Below are 20,836 nucleotides of genomic sequence, written 5' to 3' on the forward strand. Positions count from 1 at the left end.
GAGCTTTGGCCGTTGCCATGCCTGATATAAAGCTTTCCTTATATGATGCCCTATCGTGCGAAACGTCGCAATGCAATTGCCGACAGGAGGAATGCGGCACCAACAATTAGTGCTATCAGGTTGCCCAACCGCGCGAACAGGGTGGGGGGAGCCGCAGGCGGGATCGGCCGTTCGATCGCGCCCGGCCTGTCCGCCGGGATCGACGCGAGCACGCGGCCCTGCGCATCGATGATCGCCGAAATGCCGGTCGGCGTGGCGCGAATGACGGGCAGCCCCTCCTCGATTGCGCGCATCCGCGCTTGCGCCAGATGCTCGGCCTGGCCCCAATAGCCGAACCAGCTGTCGTTGGACGGCTGGAACAAAAAGGCCGGGCGGTGGCCGGGCTCGACCACCGCGCCCGAAAAAATGATCTCGTAGCAGATCTGGAACCCCACCCGCCCGAAGGCGGGCAGGTCGAGGCCGCCAACGCCCCTGCCTGCCGAAAAATCGAAATCGCCCGGCACGAGGCGCGCGAGGCCGATCGCCGAGAGCAGCGGTCGCGCGGGCAAGTATTCGCCGAACGGCACCAGATGCCCCTTGTCGTACCGCCCGAGGATGCGCGCGTGCGCGTCGAGCGCGAAGATCGCGTTGGTCGCGCTGGACAGCGTCCCCGCCGAGTCGAACATCAGCGCGTTGCCACCCGTCAACACCACGTCCTTCGGGCCGAGCAGCGCCGCGATACGGTGGCGCGTCTCATACGGCGTTGCTTCCCAATAATATTGGCGGGGATAGCCATCCTCGGGCAGGAAGCGCAGCGCGCCCTCGGGCCACACGATCAAGCGCGGGGCGGGGCCGGGCTTGCCGCTCAGCCGCGCGAGCTGGCGCAAATTGGCCTCGGCATAATCGTCGCGCGGTCGCTGTTCCTGGTCGAGATCGGGCTGGACGACGCGCACGCGCGGGGCGGTGGCGGTCATGCGGGTGGGGGCGGGTTGCTCCAGCGCGGCCATGCCGAGGAGTATCGGCAGCGCGAGCATGGCCGTGCTCGTCCGCCACTGCCGCGTGACGGCGAGCAAAACGGCACCCGCCGCGAGGACAGCGACCCCCGACAGGGCGTAGGTGCCGAGATAACGCGCGCTCGCCGCGATTGGGGTCGGCAACCACATCTCCGACAGCGGATTCCACGGATAGCCGGTGAAAAGCGTCCCCCGCAGATATTCGGTGGCGATCCAGGCGGCGGCGAAGCTCAGCACATAGGGCGCATCCGGGCGAGCCCCGCGAAAGCGCCACGCCACCCCCGCCGCCGCCATCGGAAAGATGCCGAGATACAGCGCCATAAGCCCCGGCGCGATCCAGCCGAGCGCGTGCGGCATCGCGTCCTGATAGGTAAAGGCTTTGGCGATCCAGTTATTGCCGATCAGGAAATGCCCAAAGCCGAACAGCCACCCGCGCCACAGCGCCGCGCGGATGCCGCGAGCCGCGTGGACGATCCCCATCCACAGCGCCAGGCAGCCAAGCGTTACCGGCCATAGATCCAGCGGCGCGAAGCCGACTGCGGCGATCCCGCCGAGCAGGAAGGAGAAAAGCGCGGGGCGTTCGGTCATGCCTGCGCTATCGCGTGATCGCGAGAGCGACGCAACCAATCCTCCCTGGAAACGGGGAGGGGGACCGCTCGGCTCCTTCAGCCGAGTGGTGGAGGGGGCGTGCCACGGGCACAGCGCGTGCGGAGGCCCCCCTCTACCCTTCGCTACATGCTCAGGGTCCCCCTCCCCGTGCCGGGGAGGATTTGGTACGGTCCCTCCATGACTCGCCCCTTCCACCTCGCTTTCCCCGTCCACGATCTCGCCGCCGCGCGCGCCTTTTACGGCGGCATTCTCGGCTGCGCCGAGGGGCGCAGCTCCGACGCCTGGATCGATTTCGATCTCCATGGCCACCAGATCGTCGCGCATCTCGATCCCGCCGCGAAACCCGTCACCGTCTCCAACCCGGTCGATGGCCATGACGTACCGGTGCCGCATTTCGGCGTGGTGCTGACCATGGCCGACTGGCAGGCGCTCGCCGATCGGCTGACGGCAGCGGGGACACGCTTCGGCATTGCGCCGCATATCCGCTTCGTCGGGCAGCCGGGCGAGCAAGCGACGATGTTCTTTTATGATCCCAGCGGCAACGCGCTCGAGTTCAAGGCGTTTGTCGATGACGCGATGCTGTTCGCGACGTAAAGGACCGGACATGAGCGAACCGATCATCGTCGAATTTCCCCACCACCTCGGGCTTGAGGCGGCGCGCGCGCGCGTGGATGGCGGCATCGGCAAATTGGCCGCGATGTTTCCCGGCGGCGCGGCGGTCGATCACCGCTGGGAGGGCGACACGCTCCACTTCACCGTCGCGGCGCTCGGGCAGCGCGTCGCCAGCCGCCTGACCGTGGCCGCGGACAAGGTCCGCGCCGAAATCGACTTGCCGCCCTTCCTCGCGCTCTTCGCCGACAAGATCCGCGCGAAACTCGCCAAGGAAGCGCCCAAGCTGTTGGAATGATCCGTCACTTCGGGCTCGTCCCGGCATCCACCGCGACGCATCTCCTGCGGGGGATCGTCTTGGCGCTCGGTGGGCCCCGGCACGAGGCCGGGGTGACCGGGGTGAGGGGTTACTTCGCGCTGACCCGCCAGATCGTGTTGCCCACATCATCCGCCACCAACAGTGCGCCCGTCGCATCGGTGATAACCCCAACCGGACGCCCCTGCGCCTGGCTCTTGGCGTTGAGGAAGCCCGTCAGCACGTCGACCGGCTTGGCACCCTTTTTGGGGAAGCCGAGATCGCCGAACGGCACATAGGCGACCTTATACCCCGACACCGGCACGCGGTTCCACGATCCATGCTCGCCGACGAACGCGCCATTGGCGAAGTTCGGGCCCAGCTTCGCGTCATTCGCGAAGGTCAGGCCCAGCGCCGCTACGTGCGGGCCCATCGCGAAATCGGGGCGTTTGGAATATTCCTGCAGCGCCGGGTTTTCGGGCTTCACCCGCGCATCGGGATAGCCGCCCCAATAATACCAGGGCCAGCCGAAATTGTCGCCCAGGCCAACGCGGGTGATGTAATCGGGCACGATGTCCGAGCCCAGCATGTCGCGTTCGTTGACCGCGACCCACAGTGCCCCCGATTTGGGCTCGAACGCCATCCCCTGCGGGTTGCGCAAGCCAGCCCCGAACACGCGGAAGCTCTTGGCGACCGGATCGACCTGCAGGATGTTGGCGCGGTATTTTTCGGCGTCGAGCCCATTTTCGGCGATGTTGGTCGAGGAACCGACCCCGACATAGAGATATTTGCCCGCCGGATCGGCCAGCAAGGTGCGCGCCCAATGGTTGCCGCCGCCGCTCAGCGGAATGACCTGTTCGGGCTTGGCGGTGATCTTGGTCTCGCCCGGCGTGAACGGCACGCGCAGCAGCGCATCGGTATCGGCAATGTAGAGATAGCCGCCCATCAGCGCCATGCCGGTGGGGGAGTTGAGCCCGCCGATCAGCACCGTCTGCAGCTCGGCCACGCCATCGCCATCGGTATCGCGCAGCAAGCGGATGCGGTTGGGTGAGGCGACACCGGCACCGCCCTTTTTCAACAAATACCCCATCACTACGTCGGCGATGCCAGCGACCTTGCGCGGCGGCGAGTTGGTTTCCGCAACCAGAATGTCGCCATTGGGCAGCCGATAAAGCCAGCGCGGATGGTCGAGCCCATTGGCGAAGGGCACCACCTTAAGCCCCGGCGCTGCCACCGGCGTGGCACCGTCCTTCCACCCGACCGCATCGGCAACGGCAACGGTCGGGATGGTCTGGTCGCGCGGGGCGGAGATGGTCGGGCGTTCGCCCTCGACCTTGGCGATCGGCAGCGTCGCCACGTCGGGCTGCACCGCCCACCAGATGACGGCTCCCGCGAGGACGATGACGATCGCGAGGATGATGAGGATGTGTTTGCGCATGGCCCCAAACTAGGGGGTGGAGCGGGGGAGGGGAAGGCGATTCTGCCCGCTTGAACGGGAAAGGGCCGCCGACGTGTGGTCGACGGCCTTTCTCGGTTCAGCGGATCGACCGGATCACGCCACGTCGAACCGGTCGAGGTTCATCACCTTGGTCCACGCCGCCACGAAGGCGCGGACGAACGCCGCCCCAGCATCGTCGGTGGCATAGGCCTCGGCCAGCGCGCGCAGTTGCGAGTTGGAGCCGAAGATCAGGTCCACCCGCGTGCCCGCCCATTGCTCGGCTCCGGTTTTGCGGTCGCGCGCGACGAACACACCGTCCTCGCTTGCGGTCCACTTCATCGCCGTGCTGGTCTTGAGCAAATTGACGAAGAAGTCGTTGGTCAGCGTCTCCGGTCGATCGGTGAACACGCCGTGGTTGGAGCCACCGAAGTTCGCTCCCAGCACGCGCAGGCCACCGACCAGCACCGTCATTTCCGGCGCGGACAGCGTCAGCAATTGCGCGCGGTTGACCAGCAATTCCTCCGCCGAATATTGCGAAGGCCCGCCGACATAGTTGCGGAAGCCATCGACCTTGGGCTCCAGCGGCGCGAAGGAATGCGCGTCGGTCTGTTCCTGCGACGCATCGGTGCGCCCCGGCGTGAAGGGTACGGACACGTCATGCCCGGCCTTTTTAGCCGCCGCCTCCACTGCAGCATTGCCGCCCAGCACGATCAAATCGGCCAGCGAGACGGTCTTGCCGCCCGCATTGAACCCCGCCTGGATCGCCTCCAGCCTGGCCAGCGTCTCGGCCAGCTCGACCGGCTCGTTGACCGCCCAATCCTTTTGCGGAGCGAGCCGGATACGTGCGCCATTCGCCCCGCCGCGCTTGTCGGTGCCACGGAAGGTCGAGGCCGAGGCCCACGCCGTCTTCACCAGCCGCGAGATCGACAGGCCCGAGTCCAGGATCTGTGCCTTCAATGCCGCCGCATCGGCTTCGTCGATCAGCGGATGCGTAGGCGCGGGCACCGGGTCCTGCCAGATACGCGGCTCGGCGGGGACTTCCGCCCCCAGCATGCGCACGTGCGGCCCCATGTCGCGGTGGGTCAGCTTGTACCACGCCTCGGCAAAAGCGGTCGCGAACTGGTCGGGGTTTTCGTGGAAGCGCTTCGAAATTGGCCCGTAAATGGGGTCCAAACGCAGTGAGAGGTCGGTCGTCAGCATCGTCGGGCGATGCTTCTTGCCCGCGATATGCGCGTCGGGCACGTCTTCCGCCGCATCCTTGGCGACCCACTGATGCGCGCCCGCCGGGCTTTTGGTCAGTTCCCACTCATGGCCGAACAGGTTGTCGAAAAACAGGTTGGTCCATTTGGTCGGCTGCTGCGTCCAGGTCACTTCCAGGCCGCTGGTGATGGTGTCCGCGCCATTGCCGGTGCCATAGCTGTTGGCCCAGCCCAGGCCCTGCTGCTCGATCCCGGCACCTTCGGGCTCGGGGCCGACATATTGGTCGGGCACGGCGGCACCGTGCGTCTTGCCGAAGGTGTGGCCGCCCGCGATCAACGCGACGGTTTCCTCGTCATTCATCGCCATGCGCGCGAACGTCTCGCGAATGTCGTGCGCCGCGAGCACGGGGTCGGGGTTGCCGTCGGGGCCTTCGGGATTGACGTAGATCAGCCCCATCTGCACCGCCGCCAGCGGATCGGCGAGTTCGCGTTCGCCCGAATAGCGGCCGCCGGGCTTGTCGCTGGTCTGCAGCCACTCGCGCTCGGCCCCCCAGTTCACGTCGGTGGCGGGTTCCCACACATCGACGCGGCCACCGGCGAAACCGGCGGTCTTGAAACCCATGGATTCCAAGGCGCAATTGCCGGTCAGGATCAGCAAATCGGCCCAGGACAAAGCCCGCCCGTATTTCTGCTTGATCGGCCACAACAGGATACGCGCCTTGTCGAGATTGGCATTGTCCGGCCAGCTGTTGAGCGGGGCGAAGCGCTGCTGCCCGCTGCCCGCGCCACCGCGCCCGTCGCCAATGCGGTACGTGCCCGCGCTATGCCACGCCATGCGGATGAACAGCGGCCCATAATGGCCGAAATCGGCCGGCCACCAGTCCTGCGATTCGGTCATCAGTGCGAAGATGTCGGCCTTCACCGCCGCCAGATCGAGGGCCTTGAACGCCTCGGCATAATCGAAATCGGGGTCCATCGGGTCGCCGGCTGGCGGGTTCTGGTGGAGCACGGTCAGGTCAAGCTGGTTCGGCCACCACAGGCGGTTGGTCATTTCGAACAGGACGGCATTGCCATCCACCTTGCCCCCACCCATCGGGCATTTCGTTTCGGCATTCATGGCAGTCTCCAATGCGGCTTCTGGTTGGCTTTCGCAGAGGATGGCATGGCGCGCTTGATCGGAGAAATGGATTAATCCGCGTAGAGTGATCGGGCGGCTAATATAAACGCGGGCGCGGTGGCATCATGCACTGGTCAAGATGCGAACCGGGCTCGGCTGCGCGGCGGCCGGCGGCGCGTCTTCGATCGGCCGCTTGGCATAACGACGCGCCAGCGTCGCGCAGACGAACAATTGCGCCTGGTGGAACAGCATCAGCGGCAACACGATCAAGCTGACCGCATGCCCGGCGAACAGGATCGTCGCCATCGGAATGCCGCCCGCCATGCTCTTCTTCGATCCGCAAAATACGATTGCGATCTCGTCCTCGGTTGAAAATCCCAGACGGCGGCTGAGCAGGGTGGTCACGGCGATGATGATCGCCAGGATTATCAGGTCGACCGCCAGCACGATCACCAGGTCGGACACCGACAGGCTGGTCCACACGCCCGCGACGACGCCGGCGCTGAACGCGGCATAGACCACCAGCAGGATAGATCCGCGATCGACCACTGCGGTCAGTGTGCGGTGGCGCAACAGCCACGCCCCGATCCACGGCCGCACCGCTTGCCCGGCGACGAACGGCAGCAGGATCTGCAAGGCGATGCCCTCGATCGCCGTGATCGAAAAGCCGCCCCCGGCCGTGGACAGCAGCACCGCCACCAGCACTGGGGTCAGCACCACGCCAAGCAGATTGGAGAGCGAGGCACTGCACAATGCGGCGGGCACATTGCCGCGCGCGATCGCGGTAAAGGCGATCGAGGATTGCACGGTCGAGGGCAACAGGCACAGATAGAGCAGGCCCACGCCAATGTCGGGCGGCAGCAAGCCCCGCACCGCCCAGGAGGCCCCCAGCCCGATGATCGGAAAGATCACGAAGGTGCTGGCGAACACCAGCGATTGCAGTCGCCAATGCGAAATCCCCGCCCAGACCGCTGCGGGCGACAGGCGCGCGCCATAGAGGAAGAACAGCAACCCGACGGCCACCGTCACTGCGCTTTCCGCCAGCGGCTGGGCGGTGCCGCGCGCGGGCAGAAGGATGGCGAGCCCGACCGTGCCGATCAACAGCAGCAAATACGGGTCGATCGGGGAACGCGCGATTAGCGAGCGGACAGTGGGCATGGCAAACATCCTGAAGGAGGCCCCGCCGACTTAGGCGGCTAACTGCTTACGCACAATTGTGATGGCAGCAATAACAGTTATCATCTATCATGATGACTATGGATGCCGTCCACCCCGATTTGCTGGTTGCTTTCGTGACCGTGGCTGAGACGGGCAGCTTCACTGCGGCGGCGCGCGTGCTCGGCACGCGCCAGTCGACCGTCAGCCAGCAAATCAAACGGTTGGAGGCGACCCTGGGGCGCAGCCTGTTCGCGCGGGACACCCACAGGGTGGCGCTGACGGTCGATGGCGAGACCTTGATCGATCCTGCCCGACGCATTCTCGATGCCTATGGCGCGCTGGAGCGGCAGGTATCCGGCACCCCGTTGCGCGGGCGCCTGCGCTTTGGCGCGTCCGAGGATTTCGTGCTGTCGGCGCTGCCCGATGTGCTGGCCAGTTTCGCGCGGCGCCACCCGGAGGTGGATTTGGTGGTGACCGCAGGGCTCAGCCAGAATCTCTACGATGCGTTCGACGCCGGCACGCTCGATATCATCTTCGTCAAACGTCGCTCGGGCGATCCGCGCGGCGTGACGGCGTGGCGCGAAGCGGTTGAATGGGTATCGCGCCCCGGCTATCAGCCGGATGCGGAGGGTGCGCTGGCGCTGTTGCTCTATCCGCCCCCCAGCGTCACCCGCGCCATGGCGATCGCGACGCTCGATCAGGCGCGGCGACCGTGGCGCGTCGCCTTCACCAGCGCCAGCCTCAGCGGCTTGACCGCCGCCGCGCGCGCTGGCCTCGGCATGATGCCGCATTCGCTGCGCTTGCTGCCAGCGGGCTTGGCTAGAATTACCGCCGATGCCGCGCTCCCCATATTGCCCGAGATGGAATTCGTGATCATCGGTCCTGGGCGCGGCGAGCCCGTGGCGGAAGCACTGACCAAATCGATCCTGTCCTGGGCAAGCGCCGGATAAGGCATGGCGCGGCGGTGCCGGGCGGCTCTACCCCTGTCCTACATCGCGGCGCTTATGCCATGCTCCCCCGGCAATGATGGACCCCGCAGACAGCCTGTAACCATCGCCCCGGAGGGAGGACGAACGATGGCGTTTACGCCTAACTTTCCCCTAACTTTCCGGCTTGCGGTGGGGCGCGGGGCAGGGGGCCTGGTTAGGCGTGCTCTGGCTCGGCCTTGGGCGGATGCAGTCGCACGCCCAGCACGCGGCGCGTGTCGGCGGCGGTGATTTCCAGCGTCCAGCCGCTGTCGTGCACCAGGCATTCGCCGACATGCGGCATGTGCCCGGCAAGCACCGCAGCGAGGCCGCCGATGGTGTCGATGTCGCCATCCACCTCGGCCAGGCGCGGGTCGATCGTCTCGCCGACATCCTCCAGCTCGGCGCGGGCATCGGCCTCCCATGCGCCCCCATCCAGCGGCACGAGCAGCGAATGCGGCGCATCGTCATGCTCGTCCTCAATGTCGCCGACGATCTCCTCGATCAGATCCTCGATCGTAACCAGCCCCTCGGTCCCGAAATACTCGTCGAGCACGATCGCAAGATGCACGCGCTTCTGGCGCATATCGGCCAGCAGATCGAGCGCACCACGCGACATCGGCACATAGAGCGGCTCGCGGATCAGCGCGGCGATGCTCGCCGGATGCTCGGCCCCGGTGGCGAGGATCGCGAACACGTCCTTGATATGCACCATGCCGATGATCGTATCGAGCTTTTCGCGATAGACCGGCAGGCGGCTATGCCCGGCCTCGGCGAACAGCCGCACAAGATCGGCGAAGCTGGTCTGCTCCTCGACCGCGACGATGTCGGCGCGCGGCACGCCGACATCGCCCGCATCGCGCTCGCCGAAATGGAGCAGGTTGCGCACCATCGTGCGTTCGAGCGGGGAGAGGTCGCCCTTGGCGTCGGGTGCCGGGTCGTCCTCATGCGCGTCGATCGCTTCTTCGAGCGTGGCGCGGAGCGACTCGTCGCCCGAATGACCCGAAATCCAGCTGCGGAAACTCCGCCAGATGCTGGTTTCGTTATGCGGGGCACCGCCGAGATGGCTGGCGGTGCCGGTCGTACTTTGGCCGTCGGGCATGGCGGTCGTTTAGTCCTCTTCGAGACAATAAGGGTTGGCGATCCCAAGGGCGGTGAGCGCGTCGATTTCGATCGCCTCCATCGCATCGCCCTCCCGATCGTCGAGATGATCGTACCCTAGCAAATGCAGCGTGCCATGCACGATCAAATGCGACGCATGATCATCGACGCTCACGCCTTTTTCGGCGGCCTCGCGCACGCACGTCTCATAAGCGAGCACGATGTCGCCGAGCAGCACCTCGCCATCGTCGCTATTCTGGTCGATCGTGTCGAGCAGATCGGCCTGCACCATCGGGAAGGACAGCACGTTGGTCGGCTTGTCCTTCTGGCGATACTGCGCGTTGAGCGTCTGCACCTCGGCATCGTCGGTCAGCCGGATCGAGATTTCGACCGTGGCGGTGACGGAGAGCAGGGGGTCGTGCGGCGTGCGCTCGATCGCCGCCGTCGCGGCACGGGTGGCAAGCGCCTCCCAATCCTGCTCGGGCCAGACATCTTCGCGCGAAAGGGCGATTTCAAGCATCAGGCCATGTCCGTATTTGCAAAGTCGTTGCCCGTGTAGAGCAATTTGGCGTCGTTGGTTTTGGCGCAGGCATAAGCGAAGCAATCGCCCATGTTGAGCTCAGCGGGATGTCCGCTGCCCTTGCTGCAATTTTCGTAAGATCATGCGAGGTCCGTTAGGGCGAAATCATTGCCCTTATAAAGAAGTTCGGCTCCGCTCGTCGTCGCCGAGGCATAAGCGAAGCAATCACCCATATTCAGGCTCGCGGGGCTGCGGCCTTTTCCATAGCGTGCGTAGGCGTCTATCGCGACTTGCGTCTCTGCAAACGAGACGGGATTGATACGTATCACGCGCTTGTCGACGAAGTTTCGCACGACTTGGTTGGCCACATCGGGGGCATATCCATAGGAGCGGCAAAGCGCCGCGACCGTTTCCCAATAGGCAATTGCGGACGTCATTCGCTCGACATGACTGTCGACCCGCTCGGCCAATGCGACGGCCTCCTCCTCACCCGCGATCATGGCCACAAGGGCCGATGCGTCGATCAAAATGCTCACAGATCGCCCGATAATTCGTCAAAAAACGTCTTGTCTGCCAACAGTCCGGTAGGGGGCGGAAGGGGGTGGTCCCGCCAAAACTGCTGTAACCACTCGGGCGCATTCGGATGACGATCGGCGCGGTTCATATTGGCCTCAATCGCCTGCAAAGCCTTCTTTACCGCGCCCGTTTTACTCAGGCCGAGTCGAGTTGCGACCCGTGCTGCCAATGCTGTCGTGTCCGGATCCTTGATGTAGAGCGATGCCATCGTGCGTCTCAGTATATCCGGGATATTGAAATAGTATATCCTAAGGTGCCCCAAAAATCAAGCATCCTTCCCCTCATACGCCTCGACGATGCGCCCGACGATCGGGTGGCGCACCACGTCGCCGCTGCCGAAGCGGCAGATCGACAGGCCTTCGACGCCCTCCAGCCGACCGACCGCGTCGTTCAGCCCCGACGCGTTCATCCCGCCGGGAAGATCGGTCTGCTTGGGATCGCCGCACACCACCATGCGGCTGTTTTCGCCAAAGCGGGTGAGGAACATCTTCATTTGCGCAGGCGTGGTGTTCTGCGCTTCGTCGAGGATGATGAAGGCATCGGCCAGCGTGCGCCCGCGCATGAAGGCGATCGGCGCGATCTCGATTTCACCGCTGGCGATGCGCCGTTCGACTTGCTCGGCGGGCAGGCAGTCGTTGAGCGCATCGTAGAGCGGGCGGAGATAGGGATCGACCTTCTCCTTCATGTCGCCGGGCAGGAAGCCGAGCTTTTCGCCCGCCTCCACCGCCGGACGCGACAGGATCAGCCGCTGCACGCTGCCGGTGATGAGCTGCGCGACGGCTTGTGCGACCGCGATATAGGTCTTGCCGGTGCCCGCTGGCCCAAGCGCGAAGATGATGTCGTTGTTCAGCAATTGCCGCATGTAATGCGCTTGCGCGATGGTGCGCGGCACGATCGTCTTCTTGCGCGTGCGGATCATGATTTGCGGCACCGCGCCGCCACCGGCATCGGCCTGGATGATCCCGGCGAGCGTCGGCTCGCTCGACATGGCGATGACCGCGTCGATCAGGCCGGGATCGACCACTTCGCCGCGCACGATGCGGTTGTAGAGCCCGTGCAGCACATCGCGCGCCTGCGCCACCGCTTCGGCGCTGCCCTCCAGCCCCACCTTATTGCCGCGCGCGGTGATATAGACGCCGAGCTTGTTCTCCAGCGCGAGCAGATTCTGGTCGAACTCCCCGAACAGTTGCGCCATCAATTGGGGCCGGTCGAACACCAGTTCAGCGCGACTACGATCACCGGATTGCGCGGGGACAGGCTTGCGGCTCATGCGTTTCCTTTGCTCTGTTGGGTGGGCAACACTTTAGGAAGACAATGCGAGGCCGCGGATCGCGTGCTTGATCGGGGGCGGGCAGATATCAGCGTCGCAGCCCGATACGCTCGAGCACGATGCGTCCGCCCGACAGCAGGATCATGCCGACACCCGCCGCGATATAAACCCACAAGGCCACCGGATTGCGCTTCCATTGCGGCGGAACGAGATCGGTTGGCGCGGGCTTCGACATGGCCCCTATTTGGGCTTTTTGTTAGGCGGTGTCGAGGGGTGTGTGCGGCTCCCCTCCCTGAAAGGGAGGGGCTGGGGGTGGGTTGGTTTGAGGCGGGCGTCCGGGTGCGACAACGCGCCGACCCACCCCCGACCCCTCCCTTTCAGGGAGGGGAGAATTTAGGCGGTGCGCGTCCCCAGCATGGAATTGGCCCCAGCTTCTGCCAGCGTGACCTCGACCAGATCGCCGATCGCGGCATCGCTGACCAAATGGACCGATTGCAGCCACGGGCTCTTGCCGATCAACTGGCCCGGCAACTTGCCGGGCCGCTCGAGCAACAGCTGGCACGTGCGGCCGACGGTGGCGGCATTGAACGACGCCTGATCGCGGTTGAGCGCGGCCTGTAGCCGCTGGAGCCGTTCGTCCATCACCGTTTCAGGGATCTGTTCGGCCATCGTTGCCGCCGGGGTGCCGGGGCGCGGGCTGTATTTGAAGCTGTACGCCTGGGCATAGCCGACCGCATCGACCAGGCTCAGCGTCTGCTCGAAATCGGCATCGGTTTCGCCGGGAAAGCCGACGATGAAATCGCCCGACAGCGCAATGTCGGGGCGGCGCGCGCGAACGCGGTCGAGGATGCGCAGGTAAGAATCGCGGCTGTGGCTGCGGTTCATCGCCTGCAGCACGCGGTCGCTGCCCGATTGCACGGGCAAATGCAGGAACGGCATCAGCTTCTCGACGTCGCCATGCGCGTCGATCAGACCCTGCGTCATGTCATTGGGGTGGCTGGTGGTATAGCGGATCCGCGCCAGCGCCGGAATCTCGGCCAGCGCCGCGATCAGATCGTGCAGGCCGCGTGTATCGTCGCTCCACGCGTTGACGTTCTGCCCCAGCAGCGTGATCTCGCGCGCGCCCGCATCGACCAGCGCCTTGGCCTCGTCGACGATCTGGTCCCAGCCGCGCGAGACTTCGGCACCGCGCGTATAGGGCACCACGCAATAGGTACAGAATTTGTCGCAGCCTTCCTGCACCGTCAGGAACGCGCTCGGCGGCACGCGGCGGCGCGCGGGCAAATGGCCGAACTTCATGTCGACCGGCATATCGGTATCGAGCGCGGATTCGCCGCGTGCTGCCCGCGCAACCAACTCGGGCAGATTGTGATAGGCTTGCGGCCCCACCACCACATCCACCTTGGCGCGGCGCACGATCTCGGCACCCTCGGCCTGCGCCACACAACCAGCGATGGCGATCATCGGCGCGCGGCCAATGTCGCGCAGCGCTTCCTTGCGCAGCCGTCCGATGTCCGAATAGACCTTCTCGGTCGCGCGTTCGCGAATGTGGCAGGTGTTGAGCACGACCAGATCGGCCTCGGTCGGATCAGCCTGGGTCAGGCCCTGCGCGGCCATCAATTCGGCCATGCGATCGCCGTCATAGACGTTCATCTGGCAGCCGAACGACTTTACGGCATAGGTTTTGGGGGCGGGTTTCATGATGCGCGGGCTATAGGCGCGCCGCGCGAGCGTGACAAATTACGGTTGCGCGTGTCCGGTAAACGGCCGCAGCGGGTGGCCGATCGTGCGGACCAGCGCCTCTTCGATGCGACGGCGGCTTTCGGCGGCAATCGCCTTGCGCCCCGGAAAGTCGCGCGGATGGAAGGGTTCCAGAAACGTGACGGTCATGCGAAACGTGCCGCGCCGGGCGAGCAGCCGAACCGCATTGTCCTTACCCGTTTCAACGCCGATCCAGGAGATTTCCTCGCTCGCCGCGCCATAATCGAGCAACACCGGCTGCACGAGAATGCCGGGCGGGGGCGGCTCCAGCACCTTCAGCATCGGTGTCTTGAACGGGAAGAGGGAGCGTCCGTCGGTGGTGGTGCCTTCGGGGAACACGGTGACCGACCAGGTTTCAGCCAGCGCATCGCGCAGGCGGTTGATCTGTTCGGCAACGCCCAGGCGATCCTCGCGCTCGACGAATACGGTGCGGTTCAGCGTGGCGAGCCAGCCGACGATCGGGGCATCGCGAATCTCGGCCTTGGCGACGAAGGCGGTGCCGCTGGCCCCGGCGATCGCGAGGATGTCGATCCAGCTGACATGGTTGGAGATGTAAAAGACGTCGCGCTTCAGCGCCGCGCCCTTCACCTTCACCCGCGCACCGCAAATCCGGGCGGCGGCGGCCAGAAAGAAGCGCGGCCACGGCGAGGAAATATGCAGGATTCGCCACAGATAATGCGGCGGAATCGCGATCAGCAGGGCAAGCGCCAACAGAACGGAGCGGATGCACAGCCGCCACCAGCCGAGCCAGCCAAGCGGGGGCGGGTTGCCCGCCGCCGCCGCCGCGCGGGCTTCCGGGCGAATCGGCATCGCCTCAGGCCTTGCGGTCGAGCGCTACGCCGTAGAGTTCCATGCGGTGATCGACCAGGCGGAAGCCCAATCGTTCCGCAATCGCCTTTTGCAGCTGTTCGAGTTCGGGATCGACGAATTCGATGACCTTGCCGGTTTCGACGTCGATCAAATGATCGTGATGCGCCTCGGGGGCGGGCTCGTAACGCGAGCGGCCATCGCCGAAATCATGGCGGTCGAGAATACCCGCTTCTTCGAACAGGCGGACGGTGCGGTACACCGTCGCAATCGAAATGCCGGGATCGATGGCGGACGCGCGTTCATACACCTTCTCGACGTCGGGATGGTCATCGGCGTCGGACAGCACGCGCGCGATTACGCGCCGCTGATCGGTGATGCGCAGGCCTTTTTCTGCACAGAGAGCTTCGAGATCGATGTGACGCGCCATGAGACGCGTTTAGGCGTTTCGCGATTGTTGCGAAAGGGGATAGTGATTCGCAATAGGACAGGGGTCAGCCCCTCCCACGCCGGGGAGGGGCCAAGGGGTCAGCGAACGACCTTGCGGCGCTTGGTGCCGAGGCCAATCTTCTTGGCCAGCGTGCGGCGCTGTTCCGCGTAATTCGGTGCAACCATCGGATAATCCGCAGGAAGATTCCACTTCGTGCGGTATTGCTCCGGGGTCATCTGATAGTGTGTCATCAGGTGACGCTTCAGCATCTTCAACTTCTTGCCGTCTTCCAGGCACACGATGAAGTCGGGCTTGATCGAGGAGCGGACCGACACGGCGGGTTCCTGCTTCACGACTTCGATGGGTGCGGGGCCGCCGAGGTTGCTTAATGCACCGTGAACGTGAGCGATCAGCACCGGAAGATCCGAAACCGCGACGCTATTGTTGCTGACATGGGCCGCAACAATATCTGCGGTCAGCGTGATCAAAGTCTCCTGAAGCTCGTTCATGGTGTCCATTAATAATCCTTTCAACCGAACTGGACGATTGTTACGCATCGTCAGGGACACGCCTATCGCGCTTGAGAACGGTTCGCGCAAGTAGGTATTGTGCCGCATGACAGTATTGTTAGGTAAAATTGTTAGGCTAGGTCCCGCTGAAATGTCAGAGCATCGAACAGGCGACCGTTAGGTCCCCGATAGTAATCTCGACGTTCGCCGACTTTTGCAAAGCCTTCGTTGCTATAGAGCTTGATCGCTTCGTTGCCGTCGCGCACTTCCAGGTGGAGCGTCCGCGCACCTTGCGCCGACGCGTCCGACGCGACCGCGCGGAGCAAAGCAGCGGCAACGCCGCGCCGCCGCAAATGCGGCGCGGTCGCAAGCAGCAGCAACTCCGCTTCTTCCAGGACTCGGCGGCAGAGCGCAAAACCGGCCGGCTCTCCGCCGACTTCGGCAATCGTCAGCCACACACCGGGCATGGCCAGCAGACCCAGGACTTGATTGTGAGTCCACGCTTCTCCGAAACGGGCATCAAACGCTGCCTGCATGATTCGATCGACGATCGCGAGATCGGCAACGGCACCGCTGCGCAAATCGATCCCGAGCATCGTGCTCATGCGGCAGCTTCCGCAGTGGCCTGCGGTTTTGCGTCTGGGGCGCGCCCATAAATGGGTTTCGGCTCCAACCCGGCCAGGCCAGGCGTCAGCAGCACTGCATCCATGGCGTCGGGCAGCCAGGCTTCGGCTGCCACTGTCGGGTCCAACGCGGTGAGGAAGCGCACGCCGTTACCGACGGCCGGTCGACCGTTCAAAGTGGCCAGTGCCACTTCGGGACGCAGCGAGGCGAACGGACCGGTTTCGGCAAGCGGGGCGCTGAACCCCTGCATGAACACTTCGCCGTGGCCGCCTTCCAGCACAACGGCAATTTCGCCCGTCATGCCGCGCGAAAAGGCGGCGGCCGCCAGTAGCGGTAGCGAAGAATAGCCGCTGAGACTGGCTCCCCAGCCGAGCGCGAGGCCGCGTGCAGCGGCGATGCCGACGCGGATGCCGGTAAAGCTGCCGGGACCGCAATCGACCAGAATGTGGGCTGCGCGGCCGCCCTCGGGCAACGCCGCGATCATCGGCACCAGCCGCTCGGCATGACCGCGCCCTACAATTTCATGGGCGTGGGCGACGATTCGGGTGCCTTCGATCAACGCGACCGAGCAAGCCGCCGTCGCGGTTTCGATGACGAGGGTGCGCAAACCGCGATCAGGCGATGCTGTTGAACTTCTCGAACGCCGGGCGCGGCAGGCGATCGAAGATCGTCGCGGGGTCACCATGGCCAAGCGTCGAGATGAAGTTGGTGGTGACCGAGGGCGTATCGGCGAAGAAGGCGGCATCGACCTTGCCCGCATCGAAGCCCGACATCGGCCCGGTATCGAACCCCAGCGCACGCGCCGCGATAATGAAGTACGCGCCCTGCAGCGTCGAATTGCGGAAGGCAGAGGCGGCGCGGAGCTCGGCATTGCCCTCGAACCACGCTTTGGCGTCGACGTGCGGGAACAGCTCGGGCAGATAATTGTGGAAATCGCGATCCATGCCGATGATCACCGTCACCGGGGCCTTGAGCACCTTTGGCGCGTTCTGCGCCGAGCAGCATTCCGCCAGCTTGGCCTTGGCGGCATCGCTGGTGCACCAGATAAAGCGACCGGGAAGCTGGTTCGCCGACGTCGGGCCCCATTTCATCAGCTCCCAGATGGCGTGCAGGTCGCTCTCGCTGACCGGCGCATCGGTATAGCCGTTATAGGTCCGCGCGGTGCGGAAGATCTGGTCCAGGGTCGCGTCGTTCAAAACGGTCATCATACAGCTCGCACTTCGGTGACTTCGGGGACGTAATATCGCAACAGTTGCTCGATGCCATTCTTCAGCGTCGCACTCGAGGATGGGCATCCGGCGCATGCGCCCTGCATCGCCAGATAGACTTTGCCCTTGTCGAAGCCACGATAGACGATGTCGCCGCCATCGTTGGCGACCGCAGGGCGGATCCGCGTTTCGATCAGGTCCTTGATCTGCGCGACGATGTCGGCATCTTCGGGGTCGTCGGTGAAGGAGTCTTCAGCCGGGACGCTGATCGCGCCCGCAGTGCCGGGGCGGAACAGTGGCATGTCGGCGCTGAAATGGTCGAGCAACAGACCGAGCACGTCGGGCTTTAGGTTGCTCCAGTCGGTGCCGGGGGCGGCGGTGACGGAAACGAAGTCGCGCCCGAAGAACACGCCCGTCACATCACCCAAGCCAAACAGGGCTTCTGCCAGCGGCGAAGCTTCGGCTTCCTCGGGCGTGACGAAATCGCGCGTGCCCGCTTCCATTACCGTCCGGTTGGGAAGGAATTTGAGCGTCGCCGGGTTGGGCGTTGTTTCGGTCTCGATCAGCATGGCTGGCATGTGGCGCGCGGGGGGCGTGCGCGCAAGAGCGGATGTGTTGCGAATAGGACTCGAATAGGAAACGCATCGTCGCCGAAAAGCAATCCTCGGCCAGGTGTCGAACGGGTGTCGCTGGCGGAGGTGGGTTCACCGCGCTATCGTGCCCGGCATGATCGTGTATTCGCGCGCCTCGCGCCTCGCCCTTCTCGCCTTTCTCACCATCGGCGCCGCCCCCCAGCATTCGGTACGTGCCCCCGAAAGTCGCGCCGAGGCGCAGCAGGCCACTCCGTCGTCGAGCGCCGACGCCACCGATGGACGCCCCGGCGCGGCCATCGCCAGCCGGGCGGCATGGCTTTACAAAGGCAGCGACATCACGCCCGATCCGGCATGGCATTTCGGCGTGCTGAAGAACGGCCTGCGCTATGCGGTGCGCAAGAATGGCGTGCCGCCCGGCCAGATTTCGGTGCGGGTGCGGATCGATGCAGGGTCGCTGTATGAAAATGAGGGCGAACGTGGCTTTGCCCATCTGATCGAGCATCTTTCGTTCCGCGGTTCGGAATATGTGCCCGATGGCGAGGCCAAGCGGATCTGGCAGCGGATGGGGACGACCTTCGGTTCGGATACCAATGCTCAGACGACCCCGACCCAGACCGTCTACAAGCTCGATCTGCCGAGCGCGACCGATGCCGGGATCGACGAGAGCCTGCACATTCTGGCGGGCATGGTGTCCAAACCCAACATTACGCCGCAAGCGCTCAATGCCGAGCGCCCGGCCGTGCTCGCCGAGCAGCGCGAGGCACCCGGGCCGCAGGTGCGCGTGATCGATGCGCTGAACGCGACCTTCTTCGCCGGGCAGCCGCTCGCCGATCGTTCGCCGATCGGCCATGTCGCCGAGCTTGAGGCGGCGACCGCAGAGACGGTGAAAGCGTTTCACGATCGTTGGTATCGCCCCGAGCGTGCCCTGGTGGTGATTGCGGGGGATTTCGACCCGGCCAAGCTCGAACTGATGGTCGCCAAGAATTTCGCCGATTGGAAGGGCTCCGGCCCAAATCCCGCCGACCCCGATTTCGGCGTGCCCGATCCCAAGCAGATCACCACCAAGGCGGTGGTCGAGCCCGGTATCCCGACGCGGATCGAAATGGCGATCCTCCGGCCCTGGCGCTACAACGACGATACTGTCCTGTTCAACCAGAAGCGCCTGGCCGACTCGACCGCGCTCGCCGTGATCAACCGTCGGCTGGAAACGCGGGCGCGCTCGGGCGGCAGCTTTATCGCGGCCGCCGTCCGGCTCGATGATCCGTCGCGTTCGGCCAACGGCACCTTTGTCACGATCCTGCCGGTTGGCTCGGCGTGGGAGCCGGCCTTGAAGGACGTGCGCGCGGTCATCGCCGACGCACAGGCTTCGCCGCCGACCAGGGCCGAGATCGAACGCGAACTCGCCGAGGAGCGCATCGCCTTCAAGACGCTGGTCGACACCTATCGCGCGGAGGCGGGCAGCAAGGAAGCCGACGACATGGTGCAGGCACTCGACATTCGCGAGACCACGACCGCGCCATCGACGATCCAGAAGGTTTTCGAAGACGCCGAGAAAAAGGGCTTCTTCGCGCCGGACAAAATCCTCGCCTCGACCCGACGCCTCTTTCAGGGCAGCGCGACCCGCGCCCTGATCTCGACCCCGGCGGCCGAGCCCGGCATCGAGACGAAACTCGCTGCGGCGCTCAAGGTCGATGTCAAAGGTCTCGCGGGCAAGCGCATCAAGCAGGGCAAAGTGACGTTCGATACGTTGCCCAAACTCGGGGCACCGGCGACGATCGTGTCCAACACGCCGATCAAAGAGTTCGACATGCAGGAATATACGCTGTCCAACGGCGTGCGCGTGCTGATCTATCCGACAACGTCGGAGGACAGCCGCGTCTATGTCCGCGTGCGCTTCGGTGGCGGGTACAACGCCTTGCCGACCGATCGCGAAACTGCGGCCTGGGCGGCCGGGCTTGCGCTGACCGCAGGCGGTATCGGCAAACTCAACCAGGGCGATCTCGATGAATTGACCTCGGGCCGACGGATCGGGCTCGACTTCGGCATCGACGAGGACGCCTTCACCTACAATGCGATGACCTCGCCGACCGATCTCAACGATCAATTGCGCTTGATGGCAGCGGCACTGTCCGCGCCAGCCTGGGATCCGGCACCGGTGCTGCGCGCGCGGGCGGTGGCGATCTCGGGATATCCGAGCTCAAACGCGTCGCCCGACGGGGTGTTGTCGCGCGATCTCGAACGCTTGCTGCACGACGGCGATCCGCGCTGGGGCAACCCCAGCCTGGAGGCGATCACCGCCACGACGCCGCAATCGTTCCGCGCGCTGTGGGAGCCGTTGCTCAAGACCGGGCCGATCGAAGTGATGGTGTTCGGTGACATCAAGGCCGATGCCGCGATTGCGGCGGTGCAAAAGACGCTGGGAGCCTTGCCGCCGCGCGCCGTGCCTGCAGGGCTGGTGGTGCCGCCGGTGCGTTTCCCCGCGCACAATCTGTCGCCCGTGGTGCGCACGCATGACGGACCGGACAATCAGGCAGCGGCGGTGATCGCCTGGCCGACCGGTGGCGGCGTCGCGGGCGCGACCGAATCGCGCCGTCTCGACGTGCTGGCGGCGATTTTCAGCGATCGCCTGTTCGATCGCCTGCGCTCGCAAGCCGGCGCAAGCTACAGCCCGAACGTCTCCAGTTCGTGGCCGACAGGCACGCCGAGCGGGGGGCGCATCATGGCGATCGGCCAGGTCGCGCCCGACAACATCCCGCTGTTTTTCAAGCTCTCGCGCGAGATTGCCGCCGAACTGGTGGCCAAGCCTGTCGATGAGGACGAGCTGAAGCGCACGATCGGGCCGATGCAGCAATCGATCATGCGGCAATCGACCGGCAACCAGTTCTGGATGAACCAGCTCGACGGCGCGACCTATGAGCCCGCGCGCATCGCGGCGCTGACGCACCTCTATTCGGACATTTCCACGATGACGGCGGCGGACCTGCAGGCGACGGCGGCCAAGTACCTTCGCCCGGATCGCGACTGGACGATGCAGGTGGTGCCGAAGGCGAAGTGA

22 protein-coding genes are annotated in these 20,836 nt (G+C 64.9%); 4 read left to right on the forward strand and 18 right to left on the reverse strand.

The features are described from left to right. Nucleotides 1-50: 50 nt before the first annotated feature. Nucleotides 51-1,580: an apolipoprotein N-acyltransferase gene (gene lnt, locus ACP7BY_RS04490; protein ID WP_137902500.1), complete on the reverse strand. Its 1,530-nt coding sequence runs from the start codon at nucleotides 1,578-1,580 to the stop codon at nucleotides 51-53. A 198-nt stretch (nucleotides 1,581-1,778) separates the two neighbouring features. Here lnt and ACP7BY_RS04495 point away from each other — a divergent pair, with 198 nt between their 5' ends. Next, nucleotides 1,779-2,195 (forward strand): VOC family protein, encoded by a 417-nt coding sequence (locus tag ACP7BY_RS04495; RefSeq protein WP_033965509.1) that lies wholly within the window; start codon nucleotides 1,779-1,781, stop codon nucleotides 2,193-2,195. Nucleotides 2,196-2,205: 10 nt separating this feature from the next. Beyond that, on the forward strand, nucleotides 2,206-2,508 hold the full coding sequence (locus ACP7BY_RS04500) for a polyhydroxyalkanoic acid system family protein (RefSeq protein WP_033965510.1): 303 nt from the start codon (nucleotides 2,206-2,208) through the stop codon (nucleotides 2,506-2,508). A 109-nt stretch (nucleotides 2,509-2,617) separates the two neighbouring features. On the opposite strand, the gene ACP7BY_RS04505 is transcribed toward ACP7BY_RS04500, so the two are convergent. From ACP7BY_RS04505 to ACP7BY_RS04515, 3 genes are all read right to left on the reverse strand, one after another. After that, nucleotides 2,618-3,943 carry a PQQ-dependent sugar dehydrogenase gene (locus tag ACP7BY_RS04505; RefSeq protein ID WP_033965512.1) on the reverse strand — a complete coding sequence of 442 codons (1,326 nt, stop codon included), beginning with the start codon at nucleotides 3,941-3,943 and terminating at the stop codon, nucleotides 2,618-2,620. 114 nt (nucleotides 3,944-4,057) lie between these two features. Beyond that, nucleotides 4,058-6,259, reverse strand: a complete 2,202-nt coding sequence (katG, locus tag ACP7BY_RS04510; protein WP_033965513.1) for a catalase/peroxidase HPI — start codon at nucleotides 6,257-6,259, stop codon at nucleotides 4,058-4,060. Nucleotides 6,260-6,382: 123 nt separating this feature from the next. Continuing rightward, nucleotides 6,383-7,417, reverse strand: a complete 1,035-nt coding sequence (locus ACP7BY_RS04515; RefSeq protein WP_137902501.1) for a bile acid:sodium symporter family protein — start codon at nucleotides 7,415-7,417, stop codon at nucleotides 6,383-6,385. An 89-nt stretch (nucleotides 7,418-7,506) separates the two neighbouring features. Here ACP7BY_RS04515 and ACP7BY_RS04520 point away from each other — a divergent pair, with 89 nt between their 5' ends. Continuing rightward, complete coding sequence (locus tag ACP7BY_RS04520) at nucleotides 7,507-8,367, forward strand: LysR family transcriptional regulator (protein WP_171010462.1); 861 nt, start codon at nucleotides 7,507-7,509, stop codon at nucleotides 8,365-8,367. A gap of 193 nt (nucleotides 8,368-8,560) precedes the next feature. On the opposite strand, the gene ACP7BY_RS04525 is transcribed toward ACP7BY_RS04520, so the two are convergent. From ACP7BY_RS04525 to ACP7BY_RS04590, 14 genes are all read right to left on the reverse strand, one after another. Continuing rightward, nucleotides 8,561-9,484 carry a hemolysin family protein gene (locus tag ACP7BY_RS04525; protein ID WP_033965516.1) on the reverse strand — a complete coding sequence of 308 codons (924 nt, stop codon included), beginning with the start codon at nucleotides 9,482-9,484 and terminating at the stop codon, nucleotides 8,561-8,563. Between the two features lie 9 nt (nucleotides 9,485-9,493). Beyond that, a complete protein-coding gene (gene ybeY / locus ACP7BY_RS04530) occupies nucleotides 9,494-10,003 on the reverse strand; it encodes an rRNA maturation RNase YbeY (protein ID WP_033965518.1) in 510 nt (169 codons plus the stop codon). 140 nt (nucleotides 10,004-10,143) lie between these two features. Further along, nucleotides 10,144-10,539 carry a type II toxin-antitoxin system VapC family toxin gene (locus ACP7BY_RS04535; protein ID WP_209516332.1) on the reverse strand — a complete coding sequence of 132 codons (396 nt, stop codon included), beginning with the start codon at nucleotides 10,537-10,539 and terminating at the stop codon, nucleotides 10,144-10,146. Beyond that, a complete protein-coding gene (locus ACP7BY_RS04540) occupies nucleotides 10,536-10,787 on the reverse strand; it encodes a type II toxin-antitoxin system VapB family antitoxin (protein WP_033965519.1) in 252 nt (83 codons plus the stop codon). Before ACP7BY_RS04540 ends, ACP7BY_RS04535 begins: the two co-directional genes overlap by 4 nt. Before the next feature lie 57 nt (nucleotides 10,788-10,844). After that, nucleotides 10,845-11,849: a PhoH family protein gene (locus ACP7BY_RS04545; protein ID WP_033965520.1), complete on the reverse strand. Its 1,005-nt coding sequence runs from the start codon at nucleotides 11,847-11,849 to the stop codon at nucleotides 10,845-10,847. An 88-nt stretch (nucleotides 11,850-11,937) separates the two neighbouring features. After that, on the reverse strand, nucleotides 11,938-12,084 hold the full coding sequence (locus ACP7BY_RS04550; protein WP_156143031.1) for a hypothetical protein: 147 nt from the start codon (nucleotides 12,082-12,084) through the stop codon (nucleotides 11,938-11,940). A 158-nt stretch (nucleotides 12,085-12,242) separates the two neighbouring features. Further along, on the reverse strand, nucleotides 12,243-13,550 hold the full coding sequence (miaB, locus tag ACP7BY_RS04555) for a tRNA (N6-isopentenyl adenosine(37)-C2)-methylthiotransferase MiaB (protein WP_081988785.1): 1,308 nt from the start codon (nucleotides 13,548-13,550) through the stop codon (nucleotides 12,243-12,245). A gap of 39 nt (nucleotides 13,551-13,589) precedes the next feature. Continuing rightward, entirely contained in the window at nucleotides 13,590-14,420 is an 831-nt protein-coding gene (locus ACP7BY_RS04560) for a lysophospholipid acyltransferase family protein (RefSeq protein ID WP_033966075.1), read from the reverse strand. Between the two features lie 4 nt (nucleotides 14,421-14,424). Continuing rightward, a complete protein-coding gene (locus ACP7BY_RS04565; RefSeq protein ID WP_010407487.1) occupies nucleotides 14,425-14,847 on the reverse strand; it encodes a Fur family transcriptional regulator in 423 nt (140 codons plus the stop codon). Nucleotides 14,848-14,945: 98 nt separating this feature from the next. Next, entirely contained in the window at nucleotides 14,946-15,356 is a 411-nt protein-coding gene (locus ACP7BY_RS04570) for a MucR family transcriptional regulator (protein ID WP_405053023.1), read from the reverse strand. 131 nt (nucleotides 15,357-15,487) lie between these two features. Then, complete coding sequence (locus ACP7BY_RS04575) at nucleotides 15,488-15,961, reverse strand: GNAT family N-acetyltransferase (RefSeq protein WP_033966072.1); 474 nt, start codon at nucleotides 15,959-15,961, stop codon at nucleotides 15,488-15,490. Continuing rightward, a complete protein-coding gene (tsaB, locus tag ACP7BY_RS04580) occupies nucleotides 15,958-16,587 on the reverse strand; it encodes a tRNA (adenosine(37)-N6)-threonylcarbamoyltransferase complex dimerization subunit type 1 TsaB (RefSeq protein WP_033966071.1) in 630 nt (209 codons plus the stop codon). Before tsaB ends, ACP7BY_RS04575 begins: the two co-directional genes overlap by 4 nt. Nucleotides 16,588-16,594: 7 nt before the next feature. Beyond that, entirely contained in the window at nucleotides 16,595-17,188 is a 594-nt protein-coding gene (locus ACP7BY_RS04585; protein ID WP_033966070.1) for a malonic semialdehyde reductase, read from the reverse strand. After that, nucleotides 17,185-17,757, reverse strand: coding sequence for a NifU family protein (locus ACP7BY_RS04590; RefSeq protein ID WP_033966069.1), 573 nt, complete (start codon nucleotides 17,755-17,757; stop codon nucleotides 17,185-17,187). Before ACP7BY_RS04590 ends, ACP7BY_RS04585 begins: the two co-directional genes overlap by 4 nt. Before the next feature lie 157 nt (nucleotides 17,758-17,914). Here ACP7BY_RS04590 and ACP7BY_RS04595 point away from each other — a divergent pair, with 157 nt between their 5' ends. Next, on the forward strand, nucleotides 17,915-20,836 hold the full coding sequence (locus ACP7BY_RS04595) for a M16 family metallopeptidase (RefSeq protein WP_137902503.1): 2,922 nt from the start codon (nucleotides 17,915-17,917) through the stop codon (nucleotides 20,834-20,836).

Source organism: Sphingomonas sp. PSPC2-2, from assembly GCF_049897725.1.
Classification (GTDB): Bacteria; Pseudomonadota; Alphaproteobacteria; order Sphingomonadales; family Sphingomonadaceae; genus Sphingomonas.

What these genes read in the sequence shown, in the direction of transcription:
- lnt (WP_137902500.1), bottom strand. Translation starts at nt 1,580, where the DNA reads ATGACCGAACGCCCCGCGCTTTTCTCCTTCCTGCTCGGCGGGATCGCC.
- ACP7BY_RS04495 (WP_033965509.1), top strand. Translation starts at nt 1,779, where the DNA reads ATGACTCGCCCCTTCCACCTCGCTTTCCCCGTCCACGATCTCGCCGCC.
- ACP7BY_RS04500 (WP_033965510.1), top strand. Translation starts at nt 2,206, where the DNA reads ATGAGCGAACCGATCATCGTCGAATTTCCCCACCACCTCGGGCTTGAG.
- ACP7BY_RS04505 (WP_033965512.1), bottom strand. Translation starts at nt 3,943, where the DNA reads ATGCGCAAACACATCCTCATCATCCTCGCGATCGTCATCGTCCTCGCG.
- katG (WP_033965513.1), bottom strand. Translation starts at nt 6,259, where the DNA reads ATGAATGCCGAAACGAAATGCCCGATGGGTGGGGGCAAGGTGGATGGC.
- ACP7BY_RS04515 (WP_137902501.1), bottom strand. Translation starts at nt 7,417, where the DNA reads ATGCCCACTGTCCGCTCGCTAATCGCGCGTTCCCCGATCGACCCGTAT.
- ACP7BY_RS04520 (WP_171010462.1), top strand. Translation starts at nt 7,507, where the DNA reads ATGATGACTATGGATGCCGTCCACCCCGATTTGCTGGTTGCTTTCGTG.
- ACP7BY_RS04525 (WP_033965516.1), bottom strand. Translation starts at nt 9,484, where the DNA reads ATGCCCGACGGCCAAAGTACGACCGGCACCGCCAGCCATCTCGGCGGT.
- ybeY (WP_033965518.1), bottom strand. Translation starts at nt 10,003, where the DNA reads ATGCTTGAAATCGCCCTTTCGCGCGAAGATGTCTGGCCCGAGCAGGAT.
- ACP7BY_RS04540 (WP_033965519.1), bottom strand. Translation starts at nt 10,787, where the DNA reads ATGGCATCGCTCTACATCAAGGATCCGGACACGACAGCATTGGCAGCA.
- ACP7BY_RS04545 (WP_033965520.1), bottom strand. Translation starts at nt 11,849, where the DNA reads ATGAGCCGCAAGCCTGTCCCCGCGCAATCCGGTGATCGTAGTCGCGCT.
- ACP7BY_RS04550 (WP_156143031.1), bottom strand. Translation starts at nt 12,084, where the DNA reads ATGTCGAAGCCCGCGCCAACCGATCTCGTTCCGCCGCAATGGAAGCGC.
- miaB (WP_081988785.1), bottom strand. Translation starts at nt 13,550, where the DNA reads ATGAAACCCGCCCCCAAAACCTATGCCGTAAAGTCGTTCGGCTGCCAG.
- ACP7BY_RS04560 (WP_033966075.1), bottom strand. Translation starts at nt 14,420, where the DNA reads ATGCCGATTCGCCCGGAAGCCCGCGCGGCGGCGGCGGCGGGCAACCCG.
- ACP7BY_RS04565 (WP_010407487.1), bottom strand. Translation starts at nt 14,847, where the DNA reads ATGGCGCGTCACATCGATCTCGAAGCTCTCTGTGCAGAAAAAGGCCTG.
- ACP7BY_RS04570 (WP_405053023.1), bottom strand. Translation starts at nt 15,356, where the DNA reads ATGAACGAGCTTCAGGAGACTTTGATCACGCTGACCGCAGATATTGTT.
- ACP7BY_RS04575 (WP_033966072.1), bottom strand. Translation starts at nt 15,961, where the DNA reads ATGAGCACGATGCTCGGGATCGATTTGCGCAGCGGTGCCGTTGCCGAT.
- ACP7BY_RS04585 (WP_033966070.1), bottom strand. Translation starts at nt 17,188, where the DNA reads ATGATGACCGTTTTGAACGACGCGACCCTGGACCAGATCTTCCGCACC.
- ACP7BY_RS04590 (WP_033966069.1), bottom strand. Translation starts at nt 17,757, where the DNA reads ATGCTGATCGAGACCGAAACAACGCCCAACCCGGCGACGCTCAAATTC.
- ACP7BY_RS04595 (WP_137902503.1), top strand. Translation starts at nt 17,915, where the DNA reads ATGATCGTGTATTCGCGCGCCTCGCGCCTCGCCCTTCTCGCCTTTCTC.